This is a genomic window from Streptomyces sp. NPDC088747, from assembly GCF_044751025.1.
GTDB lineage: Bacteria > Actinomycetota > Actinomycetes > Streptomycetales > Streptomycetaceae > Streptomyces.
Genome location: NZ_JBIVKZ010000019.1, coordinates 97,052 through 121,501 on the forward strand (window position 1 = coordinate 97,052; position 24,450 = coordinate 121,501).

A 24,450-nucleotide genomic window follows, 5' to 3' on the forward strand; every position below is an offset into this window, starting at 1 on the left:
TGGGTGTGGGGAGGGGGGTGGGTGTGGGGAGGGGGGTGGGTGTGGGGGGTGCGCTGGTCATCCGGCCGGTGTGCTCCCGTCGTGCCGGGTGGTGAAGTCCTGTCCGTGCGCGGGCGCGATCCCGGCATCGCGCGCCCCATGCACCTCGCGCGCCCCATGCACCTCGTGCGGCGCGGGCGCGTGGGCCGTGTGCGCTTCCGCCGTGTACGCCGCGCCCGCGGGGGTCCCGCCGTCCGGCGGCCCGCCCGCCGGACGCGACTCCATCGGCCGTACGTCCATGGCGGCGCCGCCCGCTGACGCCGCTTCGCCGACACGGCCGACCGCGTCCTCGCGCGCCCCCGTTACGCGCGGCCCGGACACGTACGAGCCCTCCACGTACGAACCGTCCGCGTAAGAGCCCTCCGAGTAAGACCCGACCGCGTACGCCCCCTCAGCGTCCGGCCGCTCCAAGTGCGAGGCGTCCAAGCGCTGTTGATCCGGGCGGGAGACACCGAGGGGGTCCACCTGGCTGTGGCCGCCATCGGCGCCGCCCGGCTGCGGCGCGTGCGACGTGTCCACCCGGACGATCTCAAGTGGGGGCAGCGAGGAGGAGTCGCCCGGGATCCGCGCGTCCGTGACCGGAGCCTCGGCGCGTGCCGTTTCGGCGTTGACCGCCTCCGCGAGCCCGATCCCCCGCTGGAAAGCCGCCATGAGGCCGGGGTCGTGACCGGCGACGAACTCCGTGTCCTGACGGGGTGCGGGCGCCTCGCGCAACTGGGGTGCGATGTGTTCCTGGGCGCGCCGCGTGGGCAGTCGGGGCTTGCCCACGGTGCCGCGGACCGCGCCACCGCGCGCGACGGGCGGCAGCCCCGCGTTCTCCGTCACCGTGTGCCGGTCGTCGGGCCGGATGCCGGGCACCGCCTCGGCCGGGTTGGGCCGCTCCACGCGGGTACCGCGCAGGGGCAGCGGCGCGGGACCACCTCGATCCGCGGTCCCCGTGCCCGGCGCCTGCTCCAGCTGCGTCTGCCGGGGCACGGGGGCGACCGCACCGTTCCCCTGGGGCGACGGCGCCTGCGGTCTCGCCGGCGGACGCCGGTCGCCGCCCAACTCGTGGGGCTGCGCGCGCGCCGCGTCTCCCGCTTCGCCCTGCGCCGATCCCAACAGGGCCTGCGGTACGACGAGTACGGCCTGGACACCGCCGTAGATGTTGGTCTGAAGCCGTACGTGGATGCCGTGCCGTCGGGCGATCTGCGAGACCACGAACAAGCCGATGCGGCCGTCCTGGAGCAGGCTGGCGACATTGACCTGATCGGGGTCGGCGAGCAGGGCGTTCATCTTGTTCTGCTCGCCCAGCGGCATGCCGAGGCCCCGGTCCTCGACCTCGACGGCGAGTCCCGCGGTCACGAGATTGACGCGCAGCAGGACCTGGGTGTGCGGGGCGGAGAACACCGTGGCGTTCTCGACAAGTTCGGCCAGCAGATGGATGACGTCGGCGACGGCGTGTCCGCGCAGGGTGCCGTCGATCGGGGGCACCAGTTTGACCCGGGAGTACTGCTCGACCTCGGCGATCGCGGACCGCAGCACCTCGGTCATGGAGACGGGGTTGCTCCACTGGCGGCGCGAGACGGCGCCGCCGAGCACGGCGAGGTTCTCGGCGTGCCGCCGGATTCGGGTGGCGAGATGGTCGATGTGGAAGAGGCCCTTGAGCAGATCGGGGTCCTCGATCTCGTTCTCGAGTTCGTCGAGGATGGAGATCTCGCGGTGCACGAGGGACTGAAGCCGCCGCGCCAGATTGACGAAGACCTCGACCTTCTGCTCGCTGCCGACGTGGCTGGATAGCTGGGCGGCCTGCACGACGGCCGTGACGGCACCGTCGTGGGCGCGGGAGAGGTCGGCGGCGAGCAGTTCGAAGTCGTCGGCGTCCACGGGCGGCTGCCGGTGTGCCTTGCGCGCGGGCGGGCTCTCACCACGGCGCAGCCCCTCGACGAGGGCACGCAGGTCGCCCTCGGTGCGCGCGCTGGTGCGGCGCAGGGCGCCTATCCGGTCCCGTACGGAGGTGGCGGCGCGGTCGGCGGCCACGGCGGCGATGACGATGCCCGCGAGCGCCACGCCCAGCGCTCCGGTGAGCACGATCCAGAGGGTGAGGCCGGGCCGGGCGCCGGTGGAGCGGACGGTGAACAGCACGGCCGCGCACGCGCTGAGTGCCACCGCGGTGGGCGGCAGCACCGCCAGGCGCAGCAGCTGGGGCCGCAGGTGGGTCTCGGGCAGCGACGGCGCTGTGTGGGCGACCGGCCGTCCGTGCCGTCCGCCCTCACGGCGGTCTGCGCGTGCGGCCGGTGCGCGAAGGTGAGACATCGGCGTCCTCGTACTGGTACGTCGGGGGTAGGGGGCCGACGGGTCGGAGATCCCCTGGGGCTCCCGCGGGTCTGCGCGACCGGGTCGAGCGTCTTCGCGGTGCCGGTCGAGAAGAGCCGAAGAATTCGGCCCCGCGTCGCCCGACGGCAACTGACAGTAGTCGGCAACGCATCAGGTGCGGTGGGCAGTTGACAAAGTCCCCCGGGCAGGGTCCCGCTCTGGTATGAGCCGTCGCACGACAGACCGATAACGCTCGCGGACACGTGTTCCCGTAGAGCCGGGATTCGATCAGACCTGGTCAGAAGCGGTCGACAACAAACGGCGAGGGCCGAGGAGCACTGTGCTCCTCGGCCCTCGCCGTCGATCGGGAACCGCGTCCCGGTGATCGGGTTCTCAGCCCGCGGGGACCGTTTCGGGGTTTCCGGTGTCCGTCGTGGTTCCGCTCTCGACGTCACCCGGTGTGTCGGCCGTGCCCTTGGCCGCCTCGGGCCATCCGCCCGCGGGAGGGACGGCCACGGCGCGCCACCAGGGGTCGGACGGGACGGTCTCGGCCGTCGGCTCGAAGGGCTCGCCGGGCCGGGGCAGCGCGACACGCGCGCCGACCGCGTCGGCGGCGGCGACCGTGCCCTCGCCGGGCTCCGCCCACGGGTGCGTCGCCAGGTTGAACGTCGCCCAGTGGATCGGCATCATGACGCCGCCAGGCCGCTCGCCGTCGAGGCCCTGGCGCCCGCCCTGAAGATCCAGGTGGGCGCGCATGCCCTCCTCGGGCGTCATGTGGATGTCGGGCCAGTACTCGCTGTACGCGCCGATCTGGATCATGGTGGCGTCGAACGGGCCGTGCTCGGCGCCGATGTCCTTGAAGCCCTCGAAATAGCCGGTGTCACCGCTGTGGTAGATCCGGTGCTCGTCACCGGCGACCGCCCAGGACGCCCAGAGAGTGTGCTGCGTGTTGCGCAGGCCGCGGCCGCAGAAGTGACGGGCGGGGGTCGCGGTCAGCGAGACACCGCCGACCTTCGTCGTCTCGTTCCAGTCCAGCTCGCGCAGCCGGTCCGCCGGCACGCCCCAGTGCTCCAGGTGGGCACCGACGCCGAGCGGCACCGCGAACACCGTGTCCGTGTCGGCCAGGGCCTTGATCGAGGGCAGGTCGAGGTGGTCGTAGTGGTCGTGCGAGATGACGACGACGTCGACGGGTCCCAGGGCGGCCAGCGGCAGCGGGACGGGGTGCAGCCGCTTGGGTCCGGCGAAGTCGAACGGGGAACAGCGCTCGCCCCAGACCGGGTCGAAGAGCACCCGCTGTCCGTCGATCTCGGCGAGAACGCTGGAGTGCCCCATCCAGGTCAGCCGCAGCCCGCTCGGCGCGGGCCTGCCCAGGTCGGCGAGGGTCGTGGAGTGCACGGGGACCGTGCCCGTCGGGGCCCGCAGGACACGTTCCTCCTTACGGAAGAAGGCCTTCGCGACCTCGCGCATGGCGCCCTCGGGCCGTGGAGCACCCTCCGGGTTCTTGAAGACACCGTCCGCGAAGTTGGGCGAGGTGCGGATGCGCTCCAGTCGCTCACCACGGGGATCCGCGCCGAAGGCGGCGGGCCGCAGAGCGCGGAGCCCGGCGCTCAGGGTACGGAAACCGGTCACAGTACCTCCAGGTGGAGTCAGTCAGGCCTCCATTATGGTCGCCGCCTCCGACAGTGCCGGGGTCGGCCCTGTCACAGTGCGATGTCCGCGACCGTGCGGCCTCTCCCTCGTCAACCCCACGGCGCACGCCCTTCATTCCTGGAGATCCCCTCCCGCTCATTCCCGGAGATCCCGTCGCCTCGGGCCCACTTCCGTGCCGCGAGGCCCACTACTGACTCATGGTTCAGTACGCGTACTGTGACCGTCCGGCCCCACCCGTCCGGCCGCTCCCAGGGACACCATGTACCCGAGGACTCCGGCACCCCACGGCGGTGGGCCTCGCGCCGCTGGACCACGCCCCCTGCCGCCGCACCCCGAGGAGACCTCCGTGACCGCACCCCTGATGACGCTCACCTGGACCGACCACATCACCGGCCACCAGGGCTTCCTCGTGGTCGACCGGCTCGTACGGGGGGTCGCCAGCGGCGGACTGCGGATGCGGGAGGGCTGCACGCTCGACGAGGTCACCGGGCTCGCCCGCGGCATGACCATGAAGGAAGCCCTGCACTACCACCCCGAAGGCCGCTACATCCCGCTCGGCGGCGCCAAGGGCGGCATCGACTGCGACCCACAGGACGCGGCGGCGTACGGCCTGCTGGTGCGCTACCTGCGCGCCATGCGCCCGTACATCGAGAGCTTCTGGACCATGGGCGAGGACCTCGGCCTGACCCAGGACCTGGTCGACCGGGCGGCCGTCGAGGCAGGGCTCGTCTCCTCCATCCAGGCCGTGTACCCGCTGCTCGACGACGAGGCCACGGCTAGACGCCGGCTGGCGGACGCCTTCGAGGTCGAGGTGGACGGGATCGGGCTCGACGAGCTGGTCGGCGGCTGCGGCGTCGCGGAGTCGGTGCTCGCGGCGCTGGACCGCGCCGGGATGCCGTACGCGGGAACGCGCGTCGCCGTGCAGGGTCTGGGCACCATGGGCGGCGCCACCGCACGCTTCCTCACCCGCGCGGGACTCTCCGTGGTGGCCGTCGCCGACATCAAGGGCACGATCGGCAACCCGGCGGGCCTCGACGTCGACTCCCTGCTCGCGGCACGGGACGCGTACGGGACGGTCGACCGCTCGGCGCTGCGCCCGGCCGACCGTGAACTGCCGGGCGACGCCTGGCTGTCGACGGAGGCGGAGGTGCTGGTGCCCGCGGCGGTGTCGTATGCGATCGACACCGTCAACCAGCGGCAGATCGGCGCCCGTTGGATCGTCGAGGCCGCCAACATGCCCGTACTGGCGGAGGCCGAGGAACTGCTCGCCGCGCGCGGAGTCACCGTCCTGCCGGACGTGGTGGTCAACTCCGGTACGAACGCCTGGTGGTGGTGGACGCTGTTCGGTGACATCGGCGCGGACGCCGACGAGGCCTTCGCGTACACCCGGCGCTCCATGCGCGCCCTCATCGACCAGATGCTGGCCCGTGCGGAGGCCGACGGGACCACACCGCGGGCCGCCGCGCACGCCATCGTCGCCGACCGGCTGCCGGTGATCGCGGAGCGGTTCGGCTGGTACAACTGACCGCGCCCGCCCGCCGGTACCTCCGGAGCCGTCCCGAAGACCCGGCACCGCCATCGCCGTCGGCGAGGGATTAGGGTTGCCGCGTGGCGAGAGTGCGGTTGAACGTGGCGGAGCGGCGCGAGGAGTTGCTGCGGGCCGCCGTCGAACAGATCGAGGCGCGGGGCGTGGCTGCGGTGCGGATCGCCGACGTGGCCTCGGCGCTCGGGGTCAGCAACGCGCTGGTGCTGTACCACTTCTCGACCAAGGAGAAACTGCTCGCCGAGGCGTTCGCCCACGCCGCCGAGGACGACCTCGCCCATCTGCGCAAGCTGCTCGGCCGGCGCACCTCGGCACTGCGCCGGCTCCGGACGGCGCTGCGCTGGTACGCGCCGACCGGGCAGGCCAAGGGGTGGCGGCTGTGGATCGAGGGCTGGGCCGCGTCCCTGCGCGAGCCCGCGCTCAGAGAGGTCACCCGCTACCTCGACAAGCAGTGGAAGGCCGCGCTCATCGAGGTGATCGCGGAGGGAGTGGCCGCGGACGAGTTCCGCTGCGCGGACCCCACCGGCACCGCCCTTCGCCTCACGGCACTGCTCGACGGACTCGCCGTACAGATGACCGCGTACACGGGCTCGGTGTCACAGGCGCGGGCCCACGAGTGGGTCGACGAGGCCCTCGCCCGCGAACTCGGCCTCGACCGGGAGGCGTTGACGGCGGCGGTGCGCTGAGCCGCGTACCTCTGGACGCACCGCCGTTCCGATACCTCGGGACGCATCGCCGGTCCGACACTTCAGGCCGCGCCGGCCGATCCGGTACCTCTGGACGCACCGCCGTTCCGGCTCAGGCCACCGCTTCGATCCAGGTCTTGATGTCGTCGGGCGAGAGCGTCCCCTTGGCCGCCACATGGTCCCCGGAGGACTCGCCGCGCAACCGCCGCCCGATCCACGGGACCAGGTACTCGCGCGCCCAGTGGATGTTGTCGCGCCTGACCTCCATCATGCCGCGCGGCGGGAGCGCCGGCCACGGCTGGTCCGGGTCCGCCGGTACCTCGATGCCGAGGACCTGTCCGGCCCGAAGCGCCACGCGGGTGTGGCCCTCGGGTGACAGGTGCAGGCGGTCGCCGTCCCAGGCGCGGCGGTCCTGAATCGTCTTCAGGGACCACAGGTCGAGGACGGGGCAGCCGTACCGGTCGGCGATGGCCCGGAGATGTCCGTTGTACGTGGCGATCTTGCCGCGCATGTGCCTCAGCACGGGCACGCCACGGGTGTCGAACCCGGTCGTCACCAGGACGGTGCCGACGACGGAGGTGAGGTCGGCGACCGCTCGCTCGAAGCGCTCGGCGACCTCGTCGGGGTCGACGCCCGGCCGGATGATGTCGTTGCCGCCCGCGCAGAAGGAGACCATGTCCGGCGCGAGCTCCTTCGCCCGCGAGAGCTGGTGCTCGACGATCTGGTCGAGCAGTTTTCCGCGTACGGCGAGATTGGTGTAGGTGAAATCGCCCTCGGGTCGCCGGTCGGCGAGCAGGACCGCGAAACGGTCGGCCCAACCGACGAAGGACCCGTCCGGCCCGGGGTCGCCGACGCCTTCGGTGAAGCTGTCCCCCACCGCTACGTACGACCCGATCACTGATCTGTCGCCACTCTTCGAATCGTCTGCCACATCGGGCCATGATTCACCTCTGATGTGAGCTACGCGACCGTAGGAAAGGGTTGACGTGTGGTGAGATAAGCCACTCATAAAGTCTGGGTCAAGCCTGGAATAAGGCTCTTCTAGGGGCGGTTGAACAGCCTCCACACCCGGAAGTCCGTAATCCGGAAGTGGCTCCAGGTGGTACGGAACGCGAAGTGCCCACTCGTGTACGGCTCGGGGTCGCTGTAGTCGAATACCAGCCGCCCGTTGTTCAACCACCGGACGGTGGAGCCGTCGGAGACGATCCGGACGCGGTTCGGCTCGTTCGCCGTGAGCAACGGCTCCGTGTAGTCGAGGACCAGGGGACGGACGCCCGCCTCGCCGACGTATCTGCGCAGCCTGGTCGTGGTGTTGGTGTTGGCGCCGTAGCCGACGTAGTACGTCCTGAGGTGGTCGTACTCCGCGAGGGCGCCGCCCCGCGTGGTGGCGAAGATGTCGTGCGGGGAGCGCACGTCGACGGCGTTCCAGAAATTGTTCAGGTCGGAGACACGGTCGTTGACCCCGCCCGCGGAGACGGGCGTGGCGGTGTACTCGACGACGTACGGCCCTCGCAGCCTCCTCCTGAACCAGACGGTCGCGCCGCCCGGCACGTCGATCTCCAGCACGCCGCGCGCGGCGGTGACGGTGCCACCGTCCTCGAGTTCGGTGACCCACTGCCCCAGGCCGTGCCGGAAGTCGTCCGCGGCCGTCAGTCCGCCGCGGCGGTACCTCGGCGCGGCACTCGCGTCCCCCGCCGGGACGAGCGCCGTGAGGGCGGCACCGGCGGCCAGGGCTCCAAAGGCTCTGCGCGTGGTCATGCGACACCTTCCGTACGAGGGGCACCGGTGAACGTCCGCTCCGGTGCGGCAAGCGCTTACGGAGATCACTGTGCGACCACCTCGACGGGCATGTCGACGCTTTCCCCGGCCGCGCCACGAGACCGCAATGTGCTGAGAGAAACGCCGAAGGCCGGGCCCCGGGGATCGTGGGGTCCGGCCTTCGGCGAGAAGGGGGCGGCGTCAGCCGACGGTCACACCGTGCGAGCGCAGGTACGCGGCCGGGTCGACGTCCGAGCCGTAGTCCGGCGTGGTGCGGATCTCGAAGTGCAGGTGGGGTCCGGTCACGTTGCCGGTCGCGCCGGAGAGCCCGATCTGCTGCCCCTCGGTCACGGTCTGGCCGGCCGAGACGGAGAGGGAGGACATGTGGGCGTACTGCGAGTACTGGCCGTCGGCGTGCTGGATGACGACCTGGTTGCCGTACGCGCCGCCCCAGCCCGCGGAGACGACGGTGCCGGCCGCGATGGACTTGATGGTGGTGCCGGTCGGGACCACGAAGTCGACGCCCGTGTGGTAGCCGCTGGACCACATGCTGCCGGCGACCTTGTAGTTGGTGCCGATGGTGGCGCCCTCGACCGGCAGCGTGTAGCCGGAGTCACTGCTGGAAGCCGCGGTGTCGGTGGCCGTGGTGGCGGTCTCGGTCGCCGCCTTGGCCGACGACTTCGACGACTCGGTCGACTTAGAGGACTTGGACGACTTGGCCGTGCCGCTCGAAGCGGCGGCCTTCTTGCCGATCGTCAGCTTCAGACCCGGATGGATCAGGGCCGGGTCCTCGCCGACGGCCTTGCGGTTGTCCGAGTACAGCTTCTTCCAGCCGCCGCTGACACTCTGGTCGTCGGCGATCTTCGAGAGCGAGTCACCGGCGCGAACCGCGTACGTCTTCGCCGCGGTCTTCTGAGCCGAAGCGGGCGTGGCGGCGGTCTGCTGGGAAACCGTGGCGGTCTTTCCCGTTGCCGCGGAAACGGTGGAGGCCGGGGTCGCCGCATGGGCTCCGGTGGCTCCCATCAGCGGCAGCGCGAGTGCGGCGCCACCCGTTCCGGCCACGGCGATCGAGCGCGTGAAACGCTGGGACTTGGGACGGCGGTGCTTACCCTTCGCGGGCATGACGAATTCCTCTCCGGCGCCTGCGAGGTGAGCTGTCGGGTGCGGACTGGAGATGCCCGGCCGCGCTGCTGCGCGGCTATACCCCTAGCCGTTCCGGAGACCGGAACAGGCGTCATACCTGTGGGTCCCCCGCTCCTGCCACATACGGGTGAGTGTGCGGATTCCGGGCGGCGGCAGGATTGGGCGTCCGTCCGGATTGAGGGCGAACGTAAGCGAGATGAGACCGCGCCTACAACCATGTGGGTTTTCTGTGGAAGATCCATTCGTGATCCATCCAGAAATCACCGTCACCCTCCGTGGAGAAAGGGCCTTTCCGACCCGCCAAATCGCGCGGGAATTCCGGCAGGTTGACAAATCGGGGCCGCAACACATCGTCACGGATATGACGCTGCTCACGCACGTCGACACAGGATGCCCTATTCCAGGGCCAGTTGGAATGAAGCAACCAATACGGACAGAACGGTCACATGTTACGTGGGTGGATATCTGCCGCATCGATTTCCTCGCACCGCCACCGCCGCCCGCGACAGCCACCGCCGCCGCCGGGCGCCCTGCGGGCAACGGCTCCGCACCCGCCAGAACAACGCCTGTGGACAACTCCATGCCCCACGAACCCATGTCGTATCGTCGGGAGCGCAACGTCCGTCGGCGGGCGAGCCGAGCAGCGCCGACGGCTGACCGGGAGGAGCCCACGTGACGCAGCAGGTGCCGTCGACCGAGCCCGAGCTGACCGCAGTGCGCAACTTCCGGGACGTAGGAGGCCTGCCCACCGTGGACGGCCGCCGGGTGAAGTACGGGGTGCTGTTCCGCAGCGGACACCTCGCGCACGCCACGGGGGACGACACGGTGTTCCTCAGCTCACTCGGCCTGCACACGATCTTCGACTTCCGCAACGCCTCGGACCAGAAGCTGGAGGGCCCGGACGTCGAGCTCCCGGGCGTGCGGAACGTGAACCTCCCGCTGACCGACCCGGCCGACGGCGCCGAGTTCTGGAAGATGGTCCGGGACGGCGATCTCGATCAGCTGCGCGGCCTCCTCGCGGACGGCAAGGGTGCGGACAGGATGATCAACTCCTACCGCGCGATCATCAGGGACCGCACCGCCGAGCACTCCCAGGTGCTGCGGTCGCTGGCCGAGGACAGTGTTCCCGCGCTGATGCACTGCGCCGCGGGCAAGGACCGCGCCGGCCTCTCCATAGCCGTGACGCTCCTCGCCGTCGGGGTCGAGCGCGAGGCCATCGTCACCGACTACCTGGAGTCGAACGCCGCGCACCGCCGCTACAGGGTGCAGCGCAGCGGTTCCTCCGCCTCGGCGTACTCCCCTGAGGTCATGGAGCTGCTCAGCCCCCTCTTCGACGCGCGCGCCGAGTACCTGACCGCGGCCTTCGAGACGATCGAGGAGAAGTGGGGCGGCGTCGACGCCTACCTGGAGACGGCCCTCGGGATCACCCCGGAGCTGCGCGACCGGCTGCGCGAGCGTCTCCTCGACTGACGCGGGCCGCTCGACAGGCGGCCCTGCCGGTCAGGTCGTCCGGTCCGGCCGACGCCTACTGGTTCTGCGCGCCCAGCGTGAAGAGCAGGTAGACGAATCCCGCGAAGAGGTGGCCCACGGCGACGTAGATCAGCAGCCGGATCCACAGCGCCGGCGGGAGTTTGTCCTCCATGGAGCGGCGCGGGCCGGGTTCCGTGGGTTCGGTCATGGCGTCTCTCCCAGGTTCGGGTGGCCCGTCGCCGGGCCCAGGCACAGCGCGGCGGAAGGGCTCTGCAGCAGGGTGTGTACGAAGAGCAGCTCGGCGCCGTCCCGGTCGGCGGCGGCGATGCGGTGCGGGGTGAGCGAGTCGAAGTGCGCGCTGTCCCCCGGTGCGAGCACGTGCGCGGTGTCGCCGAGGCGCAGCCGCAGCCGCCCCCGCAGGACGTGGAGCCACTCCTCACCGGGGTGGACCCGCACGATGTCGCCCTGCGAGCCGTGGGGGACGTGCACGCGCAGAGCCTGCATCGCGCGTCCGGAGCCGCCGGCCTGCCAGTAGGTCCAGCCGCCCGCCGCGGTCGGCTCCATGTCGGCGGCGCGCACCACGGCGTCCCGCTCGGCGACCGTCTCGCCGAGCAGCTCCGAGACCGTCGTACCGTAGATGCGGGCGAGTGCGAGCAGCATCGGCAGCGAGGGCTGGCGCTGTCCGGTCTCCAGGCGTGAGAGATGGGCCGGCGAGAGCCCGGCGTCCCGTGCCGCGGCCTCCAGGGTCAGGGAGGCACGGCGCCGCAGCTCACGCAGCTGGGGTGCGACGACGTGCAGGCCGTCGGTCTCCCCGCGCGGGGAAGGGTGGGAACCCTCGGCGGTACTCATGCCTCCATTGAGCCCCAGGCTTGCCTCCGAGGCAATTTTCTTGCCTCAGAGGCAAAATCCTCAGGTCTCAGCGGTTCGCCACCGCCTGCTTCACCAGTGTCTTCCCGAAGTCCCACATCAGCCCGCCGCCGCCGTGAGCTTCGTCCATCACGGCGGTGAAGGCGTCCACGAAGCGGTCGACGTCCCCTTCGTCGACCACCAGCGGCGGGATCAGTTTGATCACCTCCAGGTGATCGCCGGAGACCTGGGTGAGGATACGGTGCCGTTGCAGCAGCGGCACGACCACCATCTGGGCGAACAGCCCCTTGCGCGCGGCCTGGAGCATCGCCCAGCGGCTGCGCAGCTTGAGCGACTGGGGCCGTCCGAACTCGATGCCGATCATCAGCCCGCGGCCGCGTACGTCGCTGAGCAGTTCGTACTTGTCCACGAGCGCGGCGAGCCGGGATTTCAACAGCTCTCCCGTGACACGGGCGTTGGCCACGATCTGCTCGTTCTCCATGACCGAGAGCACGGCGAGGCCCGCCGCCATGGCCTGCGCGTTCGATCCGAAGCTCGCCGAGTGCACCAGGACACGGTCGATCGACGAGTAGACCTTCTTGAAGATCCAGTCCTTGCCGAGGGTCGCTCCGACGGGCACATAGCCGCCGGACAGCGCCTTGGCCACGCACACCAGGTCCGGCTCCACACCCTCCTCGTGCTGATAGGCGTAGAAGTCCCCGGTCCGCCCGAGGCCCGTCTGCACCTCGTCGACGATGAGCAGTGCCTTGTGCCGGTGCAGCAACTCCTGGGCGGCGCGCAGGTATCCGGGCGGTGTCTCGTGCACTCCCTTGCCCTGGATGGGTTCGACGATGAGCGCGGCGACGTCGCCCTTCTTCAACTCCCTTGCCAGGGCGTCGAGATCGCCGAGCGGGAGAGCCGTGTCGGGCAGCAGCGGCGCGAACCCGTCGCGGAACCCGTCCTCGCCGTTCACGGAGAGCGATCCGGTGGTCAGCCCGTGGAAGGCGTGCGAGCAGTACAGGATCCGCGGCTTCCCGGTGGCGTACCGGGCGAACTTCAGCGCGGTCTCGACGGCCTCCGTGCCGCTGTTGCCGAAGAACACCCGGTCCAGGTGCGGGCTGTGGATGAGCAGCCGCTCCGCGAGGAGTCCGGGCAGCGGCTGGCAGTCGAAGCGGGTGAGGTCGGCGAGCGAGGCGTCGAGGACGTCGTGCAGTGCCTTGCGGACCACGGGGTGATGGCGGCCGAGGCCCATCACCCCGAACCCGGCGAGCATGTCCAGGTAGTCGTTGCCGTCCGCGTCCCAGAAGTGCGCGCCCTCGGCCCGCTCGTAGACCTTGTCGAAGCCGATGGTGTGCAGCATGCGCGGGAGCTGGTGGTTCAGGTACTTGGTGTGCAGCTCGTAGCGCTCGGCCCCGCGTTCGGCGAGCAGCGCGCCGAGGTCGAACTCCCCTTTTCCGATGGTCATTCCTGTTTCTCCTTGGACAGTTCGTCCTTGACTGCCAGTCCGGCGCTGATCCGCCCGGCGATCTCGACCGGCGTGAGCCCGATGTCCGCCAGCACCTCAGCACGTTTGGCGTGCGGGAGGAACTGTTCCGGAATGCCGAACCGCCTTACGGGCACGTCGACTTCGGCGTCCCCGAGCGCCAGCGCGACCGCCGCGCCGACCCCGGCCGCCCGGCTGTTGTCCTCGACGATCGCGACCAGCCGGTGTTCGGCGGCGAGGCCCGGCAGCGCGGGGTCGACCGGCTTGACCCAGCGGGGGTCGACGACGGTGCACCCGACGCCGCGGGCTTCGAGGAGTTCGGCGGTCTGGAGGCAGACCGGTGCCATGACACCGACGGCCACCAGGAGCACCGAGGGTTTCTCCCCCCGGTGCAGGACGTCCGTTCCGCCCACGTGGTCGAGCGCCGGGATCGCCGGTCCCACCGACTCCTTCGGGAAGCGGATCAGCGTCGGCGCGTCGTCGACGGCGACCGCTTCCCGCAGCTGCGCCCGCAGTTGGTCCGCGTCGCGCGGCGCGGCGATCCTGAGCCCCGGCACGACCTGGAGGATGGACATGTCCCACATGCCGTTGTGCGAGGCGCCGTCCACGCCCGTGACGCCGGCCCGGTCGAGGACGAAGGTGACACCGCAGCGGTGCAGCGCCACGTCCATCAGGAGCTGGTCGAAGGCGCGGTTGAGGAAGGTGGCGTAGACGGCGACGACGGGGTGCAGGCCGCCGGTGGCGAGCCCGGCCGCGGAGACCGTGGCGTGCTGCTCGGCGATGCCGACGTCCCACACCCGGTCGGGGAACCTCTCGGCGAACTTGGCGAGCCCCACGGGATGCAGCATGGCCGCCGTGATCGCCACGACGTCCTCCCGCTCCGCCCCGATCCTGACGATCTCGTCGCCGAACACCGAGGTCCAGGAGGGCCCGTTGGAGGGCGCGAGGGGCTCGCAGGTGAGCGGGTCCATCACGCCGACCGTGTGGAAGTGGTCCTCCTCGTGCGCGAGCGCGGGTTCGTAGCCGCGCCCCTTCTCCGTGAGGCAGTGGATCAGCACGGGTCCGTGGAAGCGTTTCGCCCGCCGCAGCGCGGACTCCACGGCCCCCACGTCGTGCCCGTCGATCGGGCCGACGTACTTGAGCCCGAGGTCCTCGAACATGCCCTGCGGCGCGAAGGCGTCCTTGAACCCCTTCTTCGCGCCGTGCAGCGACTCGTACACGGTGTTCCCCACGACGGGCGTCCGCAGCAGTACGTCCTTGCCCCAGGCGAGAACGCGCTCGTAGCCGTCGGTCGTCCGCAGGGTCGCCAGGTGGTTGGCGAGACCGCCGATGGTCGGCGAGTACGAGCGCTCGTTGTCGTTGACGACGATGATCAGCGGCTGGTCCTTGGCGGCCGCGATGTTGTTCAGCGCCTCCCAGGCCATGCCCCCGGTGAGCGCGCCGTCGCCGATGACCGCGACGACGTGCCCCTTCTCGCCCTGCACCTGACGGGCCTTGGCCAGACCGTCCGCCCAGCCGAGCGCCGTGGAGGCGTGGCTGTTCTCGATGATGTCGTGCTCGGACTCCTCACGCGAGGGGTAGCCGGACAGGCCGCCCTTGCCGCGCAGCTTGGAGAAGTCCTGACGCCCCGTCAGCAGCTTGTGTACGTAGCTCTGATGGCCGGTGTCCCACAGGATGCGGTCGACGGGCGACTCGAAGGCACGGTGGAGCGCGATGGAGAGTTCCACCACCCCCAGGTTGGGTCCGAGGTGACCGCCGGTCCTCGCGACCGCGTGCACCAGGAACTCCCGTATCTCGTCGGCCAGTTCACCGATCTCTGCCTCGGACAGCGCCTTCAGGTCGCGTGGTCCCCGGATGCTCTCCAGAATTGTCACGCTCGGGCCCCCTCTCGGTCCGTGCTGATCAACTCACGGTGACGGCTGGTTCGCCGGAAGCGACGCCGTCGTTCTCCATCTGCTCGGCGATCTTCATCGCCTCTTCGATGAGGGTCTCCACGATCTTCGACTCGGGCACGGTCTTGATGACCTCGCCCTTGACGAAGATCTGCCCCTTGCCGTTGCCGGAGGCGACCCCCAGGTCCGCCTCCCGCGCCTCGCCGGGGCCGTTGACGACGCAGCCCATGACCGCGACGCGCAACGGGACCTCCATCCCCTCCAGACCGGCCGTGACCTCGTCGGCCAGCTTGTACACGTCGACCTGGGCGCGCCCGCAGGACGGGCACGAGACGATCTCCAGGCGCCGCTCCCGCAGTCCGAGCGACTCCAGGATCTGCATGCCGACCTTGCACTCCTCGGCGGGCGGCGCGCTCAGGGACACCCGGATGGTGTCCCCGATGCCCTCGCTGAGCAACGCCCCGAAGGCGACAGCCGACTTGATGGTCCCCTGGAACGCCGGCCCCGCCTCCGTCACACCGAGATGCAGCGGGTAGTCGCACTGCGCCGCCAGTTGCCGGTAGGCGTTGACCATGACCACGGGGTCGTTGTGCTTCACCGAGATCTTGATGTCCCGGAACCCGTGTTCCTCGAAGAGCGACGCCTCCCACAGCGCCGACTCGACGAGCGCCTCGGGCGTCGCCTTCCCGTACTTCTTCAGCAAACGCTGGTCCAGCGAACCGGCGTTGACCCCGATGCGGATCGGGGTGCCCGCGTCCGAGGCGGCCCGCGCGATCTCCCGCACCTTGTCGTCGAACTGCTTGATGTTGCCCGGGTTCACCCGCACCGCCGCACATCCCGCGTCGATGGCCGCGAACACGTACTTCGGCTGGAAGTGGATGTCCGCGATCACCGGGATCTGGGACTTCCTGGCGATGGTCGCGAGGGCGTCCGCGTCGTCCTGTGTGGGACAGGCGACGCGGACGATCTGGCAGCCGGACGCGGTGAGTTCCGCGATCTGCTGCAGGGTGGCACCGATGTCCGACGTACGCGTCGTCGTCATCGACTGCACCGACACCGGCGCTCCGCCCCCGACCGCCACCGGTCCGACCTGGATCTGCCGCGAGTGGCGGCGCTCCGCGATCGGTCGGACCGGCACCCCGGGGAGGCCCAAGGAAACGGCGGTCATGGCGTCACACGCGGCTTTCCGAGAAGGTCTCACGGGAGGCGCGGATGGACTCCTTCAGGGAGCCCAGGGTGGCGAGGACGGCGGTCGGCTCGTAGCCGCAGTGCGCCATGCAGTTGGCACACCGGTCGTCCTTGCCGCGGCCGTAGGAGTCCCAGTCGGTCTCCTCCAGGAGCTGCCTGTACGTCTGGACGTATCCGTCGCTCATCAGATAGCAGGGTTTCTGCCAGCCGAAGAGCGAGTAGCTCGGGATCGCCCAGGCCGTGCAGGGGAAGTCGACCTTGCCCTCCAGGAAGTCCAGGAAGAGCGGGCTGTGGTTGAGCCGCCAGCGACGCCGGTTGCCGCCCGCGAAGGCCTTCTTGAACAGCTCCCGCGTCTGCTGCACGCCGAGGAAGTGCTCCTGGTCGGGAGCCTTCTCGTAGGCGTAGGCGGGCGACAGCATCATCTCGTCGACCTTCAGGTCGTCGTTGAGGTAGTTGAGGACCTCGATGATGGTCTGCGGGGTGTCGGTGTTGAAGAAGGTCGAGTTGGTGGTGACCCGGAAGCCGCGCCGCTTGGCCTCCTTGATGGCCTCGACCGCCTCGTCGAAGACGCCCTCCTTGGCGACGGACGCGTCGTGCCGCTCACGCAGTCCGTCGATGTGCACGGCCCAGGCGAAGTACGGCGAGGGCTTGAACTTGTCCATCTTCTTGCGCAACAGCATCGCGTTGGTGCAGAGGAAGACGAACTTCTTCTTGGCCACCAACTGCCGGACGATCTCGTCGATCTGAGGGTGCATCAGCGGCTCGCCGCCGGCGATGGACACCATCGGGGCACCCGACTCCAGCACCGCGCCCACGGCCTGGGCCACGGGCATCCGCTGCTTCAGCACCCCGGCGGGATGCTGGATCTTGCCACAGCCCTCGCACGCGAGATTGCACGCGAAGAGAGGTTCCAGCTCGACGATCAGCGCGAACTTGTCCCGCTTCCTGAGCTTCTGTTCAAACAGGTATGCAGCGACCTTCATGGACTGCCGAAGCGGCATGGCCATCTGGCTCACCTCCGAGGGAGCAGCAAAGAACGGTGCCATTCATAAAAAGCGGGAAGGACGGCACGAAGAACACGGAAAGCTGATATTCCACCGCGCACCGTCCCGATTCGGACGAGTTCATGTTCTGGAGCGTCCACGACCACTCGTACGGCCGCAACCGGGCGCGCGCCCATGCGCACGGCGCTGTGGAGCGTGGAAGCCGATTCCATGTCGACCGCGATCGCGCCGGTCGCGAACAGATCCGACCGTTCGTGACCGCGGACGACGTGATCGGAGCCAGTGAGCGGCCCCGTGTGGACGGTGCGCCCGGGCACGGCCCGCACCAGTTCCTTGACCAGCAGTTCGGTGCCCACGCACGGCGTGCTGCCGCGCGCGTCCCGGGTTTCCTCGGCGACGACCACGTCCCCGGGGTGCATGCCCGGGGCGAGCCCCGCGCAGAACCCCGTGGCCAGGACGGCCGCCTCGTGCAGTGCCGGATCCGCGAGGATCCGGGTGACCGACCGCTCGGCGGCCCTGGGTCCCATGCCCGTACGCAGCACGGTGACGGGTCCGCCGGCGCCGCCGCGGTCGCCGCTGCGCAGCGCGAGGTGCTCGATGCCGAGCGCGCAGGCGATGAGCAGCGGGGCCTGGTCCGCCTTCGTACTCATCGGCCCCCCTCTGCCGCGGTGAGCGGCTCGCCGTTGACGTACCGGCCGAGCGCGGTGAGCGGGAAGACCTGGCGGTAGAGGTTGTAGTTGATGGAGAAGTCCCACGGGAACCCGGTACCGGTGAAGTACGGCTCGTCCCAGGAGCCGTCCGCCAGCTGGGTCTCCGCGAGCCACCGCACCCCACGCTCGGCGGCCTTGGAGTCGCGCTCCCCCGCCGCGAGGAGCGCGAGCAGCGCCCACCCGGTCTGGGAGGCAGTCGAGGCGCCGCGGCCACTCCACTCGGCGATGTCGTGGTAGGAGCGCAGGTCCTCGCCCCAGCCCCCGTCGTCGTTCTGCACGGTCTCCAGCCAGGCCACCGCCCGGCGGATCGCGGGGTGCGAGGCGGGCAGTCCGGCGGCGATCAGGGCGGGCACCACCGACCCTGTTCCGTAGACGTAGTTGACGCCCCAGCGGCCGAACCAGGAACCGTTCGCCTCCTGGTTCGCGAGCAGCCACTCGATGCCCCGACGGGTACGCGGATCGTGCGAGAGTCCTTCGAAGGCGAGCATCTCGACGACGTGCGCGGTGACGTCGGCGGACGGCGGATCGATGACCTCGCCGAAGTCGCAGAACGGCAGCCGGTTGGGAAAGGCACTGGTGTTGTCGACGTCGAAGGCGCCCCAGCCGCCGTTCTTGGACTGCATGCCGAGGTTCCAGCGCACCCCGCGCCCGATGGCGTTCTCCAGCCGCTGCGGATCGTGGTGCTTGACCCGGCGCAGCGCGAGGACGACCTCCGCGGTGTCGTCGATGTCGGGGTAGTTGTCGTTGTGGAACTCGAACGCCCAGCCACCCGGCGGGAGTTGGGGCCGCTTGACCGACCAGTCGCCGGGCCGGACGATCTCCTCCCCCAGCATCCAGTCCGCGGCCTTCACGAGCTGCGGATGGTCGGCGGGCACGCCCGCGTCGGCGAGGGCGATCGTGGCCAGGCAGGTGTCCCACACCGGTGACTGACAGGCCTCGATCATCCGGGACCCGTCCTCCCGCCAGATGGCGAAACGGTCCAGCGACTCCAGCCCGGCGCGCATCACCGGGTGTTCGAGGTCGTAGCCGAGCAGATGGAGGGCGATGACCGAGTAGACGGCGGGCGGCTGGATGCCTCCCCAGCAGCCGTCGTTCTCCTGCCGCTCGATGATCCAGCGCCCGGCCGTGTTCACCGCGGCCCGGCGCAGCCGCCGGGGGGCCACCTTGCGGTACTGGTGCAGCACCTTGTCGAGTCTCTCGAAGACGCCGTCCCAACTCACCACGGAGGCAAGGGACTTGACCGGGTTGGGATTGCCGGCGTCGGTGTGCAGCTCGTCGAGCGGGAACGGCGCGGGCCGCACCGGTCGCTTCGCCGAGACGATGGTGAGCGGCACGATCGTCTGCCGTGCCCAGCACCCGAAGTCATAGATGTTGAGCGGCATCCACTTCGGGAAGTAGATCAGCTCGGGCGGGAGTTCGGGCAGGTCGTCCCACTTCCACCAGCCGAACAGGGCGAGCCAGATCCGGGTGAAGACACGGGCCGAGGCGATACCGCCCCGTTCCCGGATCCACGCGGACGCCCTCGCCATGTGCGGCTCGTCCGGGCCGTCCCCGGCCAGCCGCAGGGCGACGTACGCCTCGATGGTGGTGGAGAGGTCGCCCGGTCCGCCGTAGAACGTGGCCCAGGTGCCGTCGTCGCGTTGCTCGCCGCGGATGAAGAGCCCGGCGGCGCGGGTGGTCGTCTCGTCGCGGATGCCCAGGAACTGGCGCAGGAGCAGGTCCTCGGCGTCCATCGTGACGTTCGTCTCGAGGTCGCCCTTCCACCAGCCCTGGGCGTCCTGCCGCGAGAGCAGGAAGTCGGTGGCGCGCTCTATCGCGCGCGTGGCGGCGTCTCGGGTCTCGACTGTCCCGGCCGCCCCGGGAGTTGTCGTTTCTGCGGTTTCGCGGGCCGAGGCAGTGTGGGGCGGCATGGCCCCGGTACTTCCGTCGGTCGTCGCTGTCATGGCTTCCCCTTCGTGCAGTGGCATGTCTCTGCTGTGGGTCCGCCGTCGGCCGGTGCGCGTTCTCCCGCGGCACCGGCCGGCGACTACGCGAGGTTTATTCGACCGATACTGATCATCTCTTTCGTACGACGACGAAGTCGGCGAGCTCCACGAACTGGGCCCGCACCTGTTCCGGCATGTGGATCGTGTCGAGGGCCTCGACGGCGATCGTGTGCTGGCGACGCGCCTCCTGGGCGGTCCAGTCACGGCCGCCCGCCTCCTCGATGAGCGCGGCGCGCACGGCGAACTCCTCCTCGGAGAAGTTCTCGAAGTCGCTGGCCTTGGCGTCGGCGGCGAGCAGTTCGCCGAGCCGCTCGGAGGCGGGGCCGCCCGCGGCGAGCGCGGCCACCACCGGCAGGGACTTCTTGCGCTGGCGCAGATCGCTCCAGGTCTGCTTCCCGGTGGACTCCGGGTCGCCCCAGATGCCGAGGAGGTCGTCGACGGCCTGGAAGGCGAGGCCGAGGTGGTAGCCGTACTTCTCCAGCGTGTCGGCCATGTGGTCGTCGGCGCCGCCGAGCACCGCGCCGATGGAGGAGGCGCAGGCGAGCAGGGCGCCGGTCTTGTTGCCCTCCATCTCCAGGCACTCCTCGACGGTGACCCGCTCGCGGTGTTCGTAGGAGATGTCCTGGGCCTGGCCGTCGATGAGTGCGCGGGTGGCGGCGGTCAGGCGCCGGGTGGCGCGGCCTGCCTCGACGGTGCCGAGTTCCAGCAGCAGTTCGTTGGCCAGCGCGAACAGGGCGTCGCCGACGAGGATCGCCTGGGCGGGGCCGTGCACCTTCCACACGGTGTCGCGGTGGCGGCGCTGTTCGTCGCCGTCCATCAGGTCGTCGTGCAGCAGCGAGAAGTTGTGCACCAGTTCGACGGCCACCGCACCGGGCACGCCCACCTCGGGGGCGGCGCCGGCGGCCTGCGCGGAGAGGACGGCGAGTGCGGGGCGTACGGCCTTGCCGCCGTCGCCGTCGGCGGGCTTTCCGTCGGCGTCGATCCAGCCGAAGTGATAAGCGGCGACAGTGTCCATGGGGGGTGCCAGGCGGTCGACGGCCGCCCGCAGCACCGGTGTGGCCAGGGTCCGGCCGCGCTCCAGGAGCGCGGTCACGTCCACCGCGTCGGCAGCCGTTTCGGCCGGGGGCACAGTGGGCACAGTCTCTCCTCTTGTTGCGGTACCGGAGGTGCGGGGGGCCTCCGCGCGCTGCTCCACCTTCATCGGACGCCACCTCGCGGGGCGGCGCCGGTTCCCTCGGGCTCGTGGCCCGGGGTCAGGAGGTCGTCCTCCGGGATGATGGAGCGGGCCGCCCCCTCGAAGACTTCGAGGAGATGGTCGCGGGGCCGGCCCAGGGCGCCCAGCGCGGCTCCCGCCGCGCCGACACCACTGCGGACCGCACTCTCCATGGTCGCGGGCCACCCTGTGGCGGTCCACGCCCCGGCCAGATAGAGACCGGGAGCCTTGGTGCGAGCGCCGGGCCGCAGCCGCCCGACGCCTGGGGTGGGGGCGAACGTCGCCGTACGCTCCCGGGTCACGAAGAAGTCGTTCACTCGCGCACCGCGCGCCTCGGGCAACAGCCGCTCCAGCTCCGGCAGATAGCGCTCACGCAGCGCGGACACCGGCTCGTCGATCTCGTCCTGCGCGGCCGACTGCGACAGGGCCAGGTACTGCCCCTCCCGCAGCCCGGAGGCCTCGGTGCGGTCGAAGACCCACTGCACCGGGGAGCCGAGCGCCGCGAAGAACGGCCGCGTGAGCACTTTGCGGTCGTAGACGACGTGCACGTTGAGGATCGGAGCCGTGCCGATCTCCAGCAGCCGCTCCGGGGCGTCGAGCGCACCCACGGGCAGCAGATCGTGTGCCTCACGGTGCGGTACGGCGAGGACCACCGTGTCGGCGTCGAGCGTCTCGCCGGGAACCTGAACCCTCCAACGACCGTTCCCGTTGGGGGAGATGGAGGTGACGCGTGTACGGACTTCGGTACGCACGCCCGCGGAGTCGAGCGCCTTGCGGGCCAGGGTGTCGTGCAGTTCGCCCAGCGGGACGCGCGCCCAGCCGATGTCGGCCGCGCCCGGGTCGGACAGCAGACCGGTCTTGAACACCATCGCGGCGAGCCCGAGCGAGGAATCGCCGGCAACCGCGTTGAGGGTGGCGACCCCCACCAGGTCCCACAGTGCCTCGACGGCACGCTCGGACTGACCGTGCGCGGTCAGCCAGCTGCCGAAGTTCTGCGCGTCGAGCGCCGGATCGGCGAGGTCGAGCCCCCTGAGCGCCAGGGCGGCACGTCCGACCTTGGCGCGCTCGGCGAGCGACAGATGGGGATACGTCGCGAGGCTTTTCGCCAGATGCAGCGGGACCGGCAGAGCGGTGCGGCCGATTCTGCCGAGCCGCCGTCCCGGTTTGCCCTCCGCGTCGAGAACGGGCACGTCGAGACGATCCTGCAACGGCGCCAGCGAGGCTCCGTCGACGCGGTCGAGGAACCACCGGTAGGCGGTGCAGCAGCGCAGATACACGTGCTGTCCGTTGTCCACGGTGAGGTCGCCGCGCTGGAAGGAGAAGGCGAGCCCGCCGAGCCTCGGCCGGCCCTCCAGCAGCGTCACGCGCACCCCGGCGTCGGCGAGCGCCAGCGCGGCGGTGATCCCGGCGAGCCCGCCGCCGACCACCACGGCGGCTGCCGTGCCCGGGTGGCCCGCGGACTCCGCGGGCCGCGTGACATCGCTCATCGTGCGTCCTCCCCCTCGGCCGTGCCGCGGCGATCGAGCGGTGTGCGGCAGACCATTGAAGTCAGGGACGCCGCGCGGCTCCGGAGGGTTGCGTGCCACTTTTCGCCAGTGGAATCACCTTGGCCCAGTTTGTCCATCAGGTGCGCCTCCTGACGGTCCGGCGGGACACATACCGGGTGTCCAGGCCGGAGAGCCCGCGCACGGCGACGTACGCCTTCTCGCGGCCCGGCAGCGAGACCCGGCCGCGCAGCACGGCCTCCGGCTCGCGCTCGATGCGGTCGAGGAGGCGGCGGTAGATGCCGGCCATGGCCGCGACGCAGGCGCCGCTGCGCCGGTCCAGCATGGGCAGCAGTCGGTAGCCCTCGGCGAAAAGAGCGCGGGCCCGACGCACTTCGAAGTGCACGAGGCCCGCGAAGTCGGAGCCGGGCGGTGGAGTCGGCCCGTCGAACCCGGCCGAGCAGCCGAACTTGGCCAGGTCGTCGGCGGGCAGATAGGTGCGCCCGCCCTCGGCGTCCTCACGTACGTCCCGCAGGATGTTGGTGAGTTGCAGCGCGAGCCCGAGCGTGTCGGCGTACTCCGGCGCGCGCTCAGCTCCGCGCGCCCCCGGTTCGGTGCCGAACACGCCGAGCGAGAGCCGCCCGATCGCCCCGGCCACGCACCGGCAGTAGACCTTCAGGTCGTCCCACGTCTCGTAGGTCTCACCGCGTACGTCCATGAGGACGCCGTCGATGAGTTCGTCGAGGCCGCTGAGGGGTACCGGGAAGGACCCGGCGGTGTGGCTGAGGGCGACGGCGACCGGGTCGGTGTCGTCCTCCTCGACGGATCCTTCACGGACCCGGGCGAGCAACGCCCGGGTCTCCTCCAGCCTGGACGCCTTGACGTCCGGTGCGAGAGCACCGTCGCCGATGTCGTCGACCCGCCGTGAGAACGCGTAGAGCGCCGACATCGCACGTCGCTTGGATGTCGGCAGAAGTCTGATGCCGTACGCGAAATTACGGGCTTGCTGACTGGTCACTGCCTCGCAGTAGCTGTAGGCGGCGAGTACCGGTGCGGGCACGTGCTGCTCTGACTCCACGGTCCGGATCACCCCTTTCCTCGCAGGGTCACTCCCACCTCGCGCAGCAACTGGAGCTTGCCGGGCTTGGGCGGGCCGGGAAGTACGTCGTACTCGGCGGCGACAATCGCACGGATTGCCGCCCTTCCCCCCGCAACGAACCCCGCGAGCAGCAGCTTCAGCCTGCCGTGGACGCTACCCACGAGGGGGGTGCCTTCATTCAGGAGGTTCAGGGCGCGTTCTGCTTCGTATGCAACCAGTGCGCGCACCGACGCGCCTGCCGTGGGCAGGGCGAGATCCGCCTCCTGGACATGAAAGCGCTTCATGTCCTCGGCGGGGAGATAGACACGGTCGCGGCCGAGATCCTCGGCGACGTCCTGGAGGTGTTCGACGATCTGCAACGCGGTGCACACCGCGTCGGAGAGCCGGACCCGCTCGGGGGTCTCGGTGCCCGTGACGGCCAGCACGAGGCGGCCGACGGGGTTGGCGGAGAGCTCGCAGTAGGCGAGGAGGTCGTCGTAGGTCTCGTACCGCGTGACGACCTGGTCCTGGCGGTTCGCCGCGATCAGGCCGAGGAAGGGCTCGGGAGTGAGACCGGTGCGCCGGACCGTGGGCTGGAGGCCGCGCAGCAGGGGGTGGCGCGGGGTCGAGTCGAACACCCGGTGCAGGTCGGCCTCGAAGGCGTCGAGGAGGGCGAGGCGGTCCTCGGCCGACTCCGGCGGCACGCCCAGGAGGCGGGCGTCCTCACCGCCGGGGGCCAGGTCACCGTCCCCGATGTCGTCGACGAGGCGGGCGAAGCCGTACACGGCCATCAGGTCGTCGCGCCAGGCCTTGGGCAGGAAGAAGGGCGCCACGGGGAAGTTCTCGTCCGCCGCCTTGTCGAGGGTGCCGCGTCCCGGCTCTCCGGCGCGGGCCGTCCCGGCTTCGCTCACCGCTCGTCACCCGGCGCGGGGACGGCACACGCCTCGCGGAGCTGGAGATCTTCCGTAGCCATTGCCGTCACA

Annotated in this window: 21 protein-coding genes and 1 riboswitch; of the genes, 3 read left to right on the plus strand and 18 right to left on the minus strand. The window is 70.5% G+C overall.

Translation table 11 applies throughout. The annotated features are described in order from the left end of the window. Positions 1-57: 57 nt before the first annotated feature. On the minus strand, positions 58-2,334 hold the full coding sequence (locus ACIP79_RS34620) for an ATP-binding protein (RefSeq protein WP_401229860.1): 2,277 nt from the start codon (positions 2,332-2,334) through the stop codon (positions 58-60). Positions 2,335-2,727: 393 nt separating this feature from the next. Then, positions 2,728-3,963: an MBL fold metallo-hydrolase gene (locus ACIP79_RS34625; RefSeq protein ID WP_401229862.1), complete on the minus strand. Its 1,236-nt coding sequence runs from the start codon at positions 3,961-3,963 to the stop codon at positions 2,728-2,730. A 367-nt stretch (positions 3,964-4,330) separates the two neighbouring features. Between ACIP79_RS34625 and ACIP79_RS34630 the strand changes: the two genes are divergently transcribed. Then, entirely contained in the window at positions 4,331-5,509 is a 1,179-nt protein-coding gene (locus ACIP79_RS34630) for a Glu/Leu/Phe/Val dehydrogenase dimerization domain-containing protein (RefSeq protein ID WP_401229865.1), read from the plus strand. A gap of 83 nt (positions 5,510-5,592) precedes the next feature. Next, positions 5,593-6,213 carry a TetR/AcrR family transcriptional regulator gene (locus tag ACIP79_RS34635; RefSeq protein ID WP_383686733.1) on the plus strand — a complete coding sequence of 207 codons (621 nt, stop codon included), beginning with the start codon at positions 5,593-5,595 and terminating at the stop codon, positions 6,211-6,213. A gap of 112 nt (positions 6,214-6,325) precedes the next feature. Here the strand turns inward: ACIP79_RS34635 and ACIP79_RS34640 are convergent, their stop codons facing one another. The 3 genes from ACIP79_RS34640 to ACIP79_RS34650 form a co-directional block, all read right to left on the minus strand. Then, positions 6,326-7,111, minus strand: a complete 786-nt coding sequence (locus tag ACIP79_RS34640) for an SGNH/GDSL hydrolase family protein (protein WP_401230082.1) — start codon at positions 7,109-7,111, stop codon at positions 6,326-6,328. 143 nt (positions 7,112-7,254) lie between these two features. Beyond that, positions 7,255-7,971, minus strand: a complete 717-nt coding sequence (locus ACIP79_RS34645) for a DUF6250 domain-containing protein (RefSeq protein WP_401229868.1) — start codon at positions 7,969-7,971, stop codon at positions 7,255-7,257. A 201-nt stretch (positions 7,972-8,172) separates the two neighbouring features. Then, positions 8,173-9,093 carry a peptidoglycan DD-metalloendopeptidase family protein gene (locus tag ACIP79_RS34650; RefSeq protein ID WP_401229871.1) on the minus strand — a complete coding sequence of 307 codons (921 nt, stop codon included), beginning with the start codon at positions 9,091-9,093 and terminating at the stop codon, positions 8,173-8,175. A gap of 4 nt (positions 9,094-9,097) precedes the next feature. Next, positions 9,098-9,273: riboswitch (cyclic di-AMP (ydaO/yuaA leader) on the minus strand. Between the two features lie 513 nt (positions 9,274-9,786). Between ACIP79_RS34650 and ACIP79_RS34655 the strand changes: the two genes are divergently transcribed. Continuing rightward, positions 9,787-10,584: a tyrosine-protein phosphatase gene (locus ACIP79_RS34655; RefSeq protein ID WP_401229873.1), complete on the plus strand. Its 798-nt coding sequence runs from the start codon at positions 9,787-9,789 to the stop codon at positions 10,582-10,584. Positions 10,585-10,639: 55 nt separating this feature from the next. Here ACIP79_RS34655 and ACIP79_RS34660 read toward each other — a convergent pair whose 3' ends face one another. From ACIP79_RS34660 to hpnC, 13 genes are all read right to left on the minus strand, one after another. Continuing rightward, on the minus strand, positions 10,640-10,792 hold the full coding sequence (locus ACIP79_RS34660) for a DUF6126 family protein (RefSeq protein ID WP_383686723.1): 153 nt from the start codon (positions 10,790-10,792) through the stop codon (positions 10,640-10,642). Next, the gene (locus tag ACIP79_RS34665) at positions 10,789-11,433 is read right to left on the minus strand and encodes a helix-turn-helix domain-containing protein (protein WP_401229876.1); all 645 of its coding nucleotides are present in this window, start codon (positions 11,431-11,433) and stop codon (positions 10,789-10,791) included. Before ACIP79_RS34665 ends, ACIP79_RS34660 begins: the two co-directional genes overlap by 4 nt. A gap of 67 nt (positions 11,434-11,500) precedes the next feature. Next, complete coding sequence (locus tag ACIP79_RS34670) at positions 11,501-12,895, minus strand: aspartate aminotransferase family protein (RefSeq protein WP_401229878.1); 1,395 nt, start codon at positions 12,893-12,895, stop codon at positions 11,501-11,503. After that, positions 12,892-14,787, minus strand: coding sequence for a 1-deoxy-D-xylulose-5-phosphate synthase (gene dxs / locus ACIP79_RS34675; protein WP_401229881.1), 1,896 nt, complete (start codon positions 14,785-14,787; stop codon positions 12,892-12,894). Before dxs ends, ACIP79_RS34670 begins: the two co-directional genes overlap by 4 nt. A gap of 28 nt (positions 14,788-14,815) precedes the next feature. Further along, a complete protein-coding gene (gene ispG / locus ACIP79_RS34680) occupies positions 14,816-15,973 on the minus strand; it encodes a flavodoxin-dependent (E)-4-hydroxy-3-methylbut-2-enyl-diphosphate synthase (protein WP_401229884.1) in 1,158 nt (385 codons plus the stop codon). A 4-nt stretch (positions 15,974-15,977) separates the two neighbouring features. Further along, positions 15,978-17,000 carry an adenosyl-hopene transferase HpnH gene (gene hpnH, locus ACIP79_RS34685; RefSeq protein ID WP_383687475.1) on the minus strand — a complete coding sequence of 341 codons (1,023 nt, stop codon included), beginning with the start codon at positions 16,998-17,000 and terminating at the stop codon, positions 15,978-15,980. 5 nt (positions 17,001-17,005) lie between these two features. After that, positions 17,006-17,647, minus strand: coding sequence for a 1-hydroxy-2-methyl-2-butenyl 4-diphosphate reductase (locus tag ACIP79_RS34690; protein WP_401229887.1), 642 nt, complete (start codon positions 17,645-17,647; stop codon positions 17,006-17,008). After that, positions 17,644-19,650, minus strand: a complete 2,007-nt coding sequence (gene shc / locus ACIP79_RS34695; RefSeq protein WP_401229890.1) for a squalene--hopene cyclase — start codon at positions 19,648-19,650, stop codon at positions 17,644-17,646. Before shc ends, ACIP79_RS34690 begins: the two co-directional genes overlap by 4 nt. Positions 19,651-19,762: 112 nt before the next feature. Next, entirely contained in the window at positions 19,763-20,893 is a 1,131-nt protein-coding gene (locus tag ACIP79_RS34700) for a polyprenyl synthetase family protein (protein ID WP_401229893.1), read from the minus strand. Next, a complete protein-coding gene (hpnE, locus tag ACIP79_RS34705; RefSeq protein ID WP_401229896.1) occupies positions 20,890-22,392 on the minus strand; it encodes a hydroxysqualene dehydroxylase HpnE in 1,503 nt (500 codons plus the stop codon). Before hpnE ends, ACIP79_RS34700 begins: the two co-directional genes overlap by 4 nt. Next, positions 22,389-22,529, minus strand: coding sequence for a DUF6380 family protein (locus ACIP79_RS34710; protein WP_383687483.1), 141 nt, complete (start codon positions 22,527-22,529; stop codon positions 22,389-22,391). The genes hpnE and ACIP79_RS34710 overlap by 4 nt, the downstream gene beginning before the upstream one ends. Then, positions 22,529-23,479 (minus strand): presqualene diphosphate synthase HpnD, encoded by a 951-nt coding sequence (gene hpnD, locus ACIP79_RS34715; protein WP_401229899.1) that lies wholly within the window; start codon positions 23,477-23,479, stop codon positions 22,529-22,531. Before hpnD ends, ACIP79_RS34710 begins: the two co-directional genes overlap by 1 nt. Further along, the gene (hpnC, locus tag ACIP79_RS34720; protein ID WP_401229901.1) at positions 23,476-24,378 is read right to left on the minus strand and encodes a squalene synthase HpnC; all 903 of its coding nucleotides are present in this window, start codon (positions 24,376-24,378) and stop codon (positions 23,476-23,478) included. The genes hpnD and hpnC overlap by 4 nt, the downstream gene beginning before the upstream one ends. Positions 24,379-24,450: the final 72 nt, after the last annotated feature.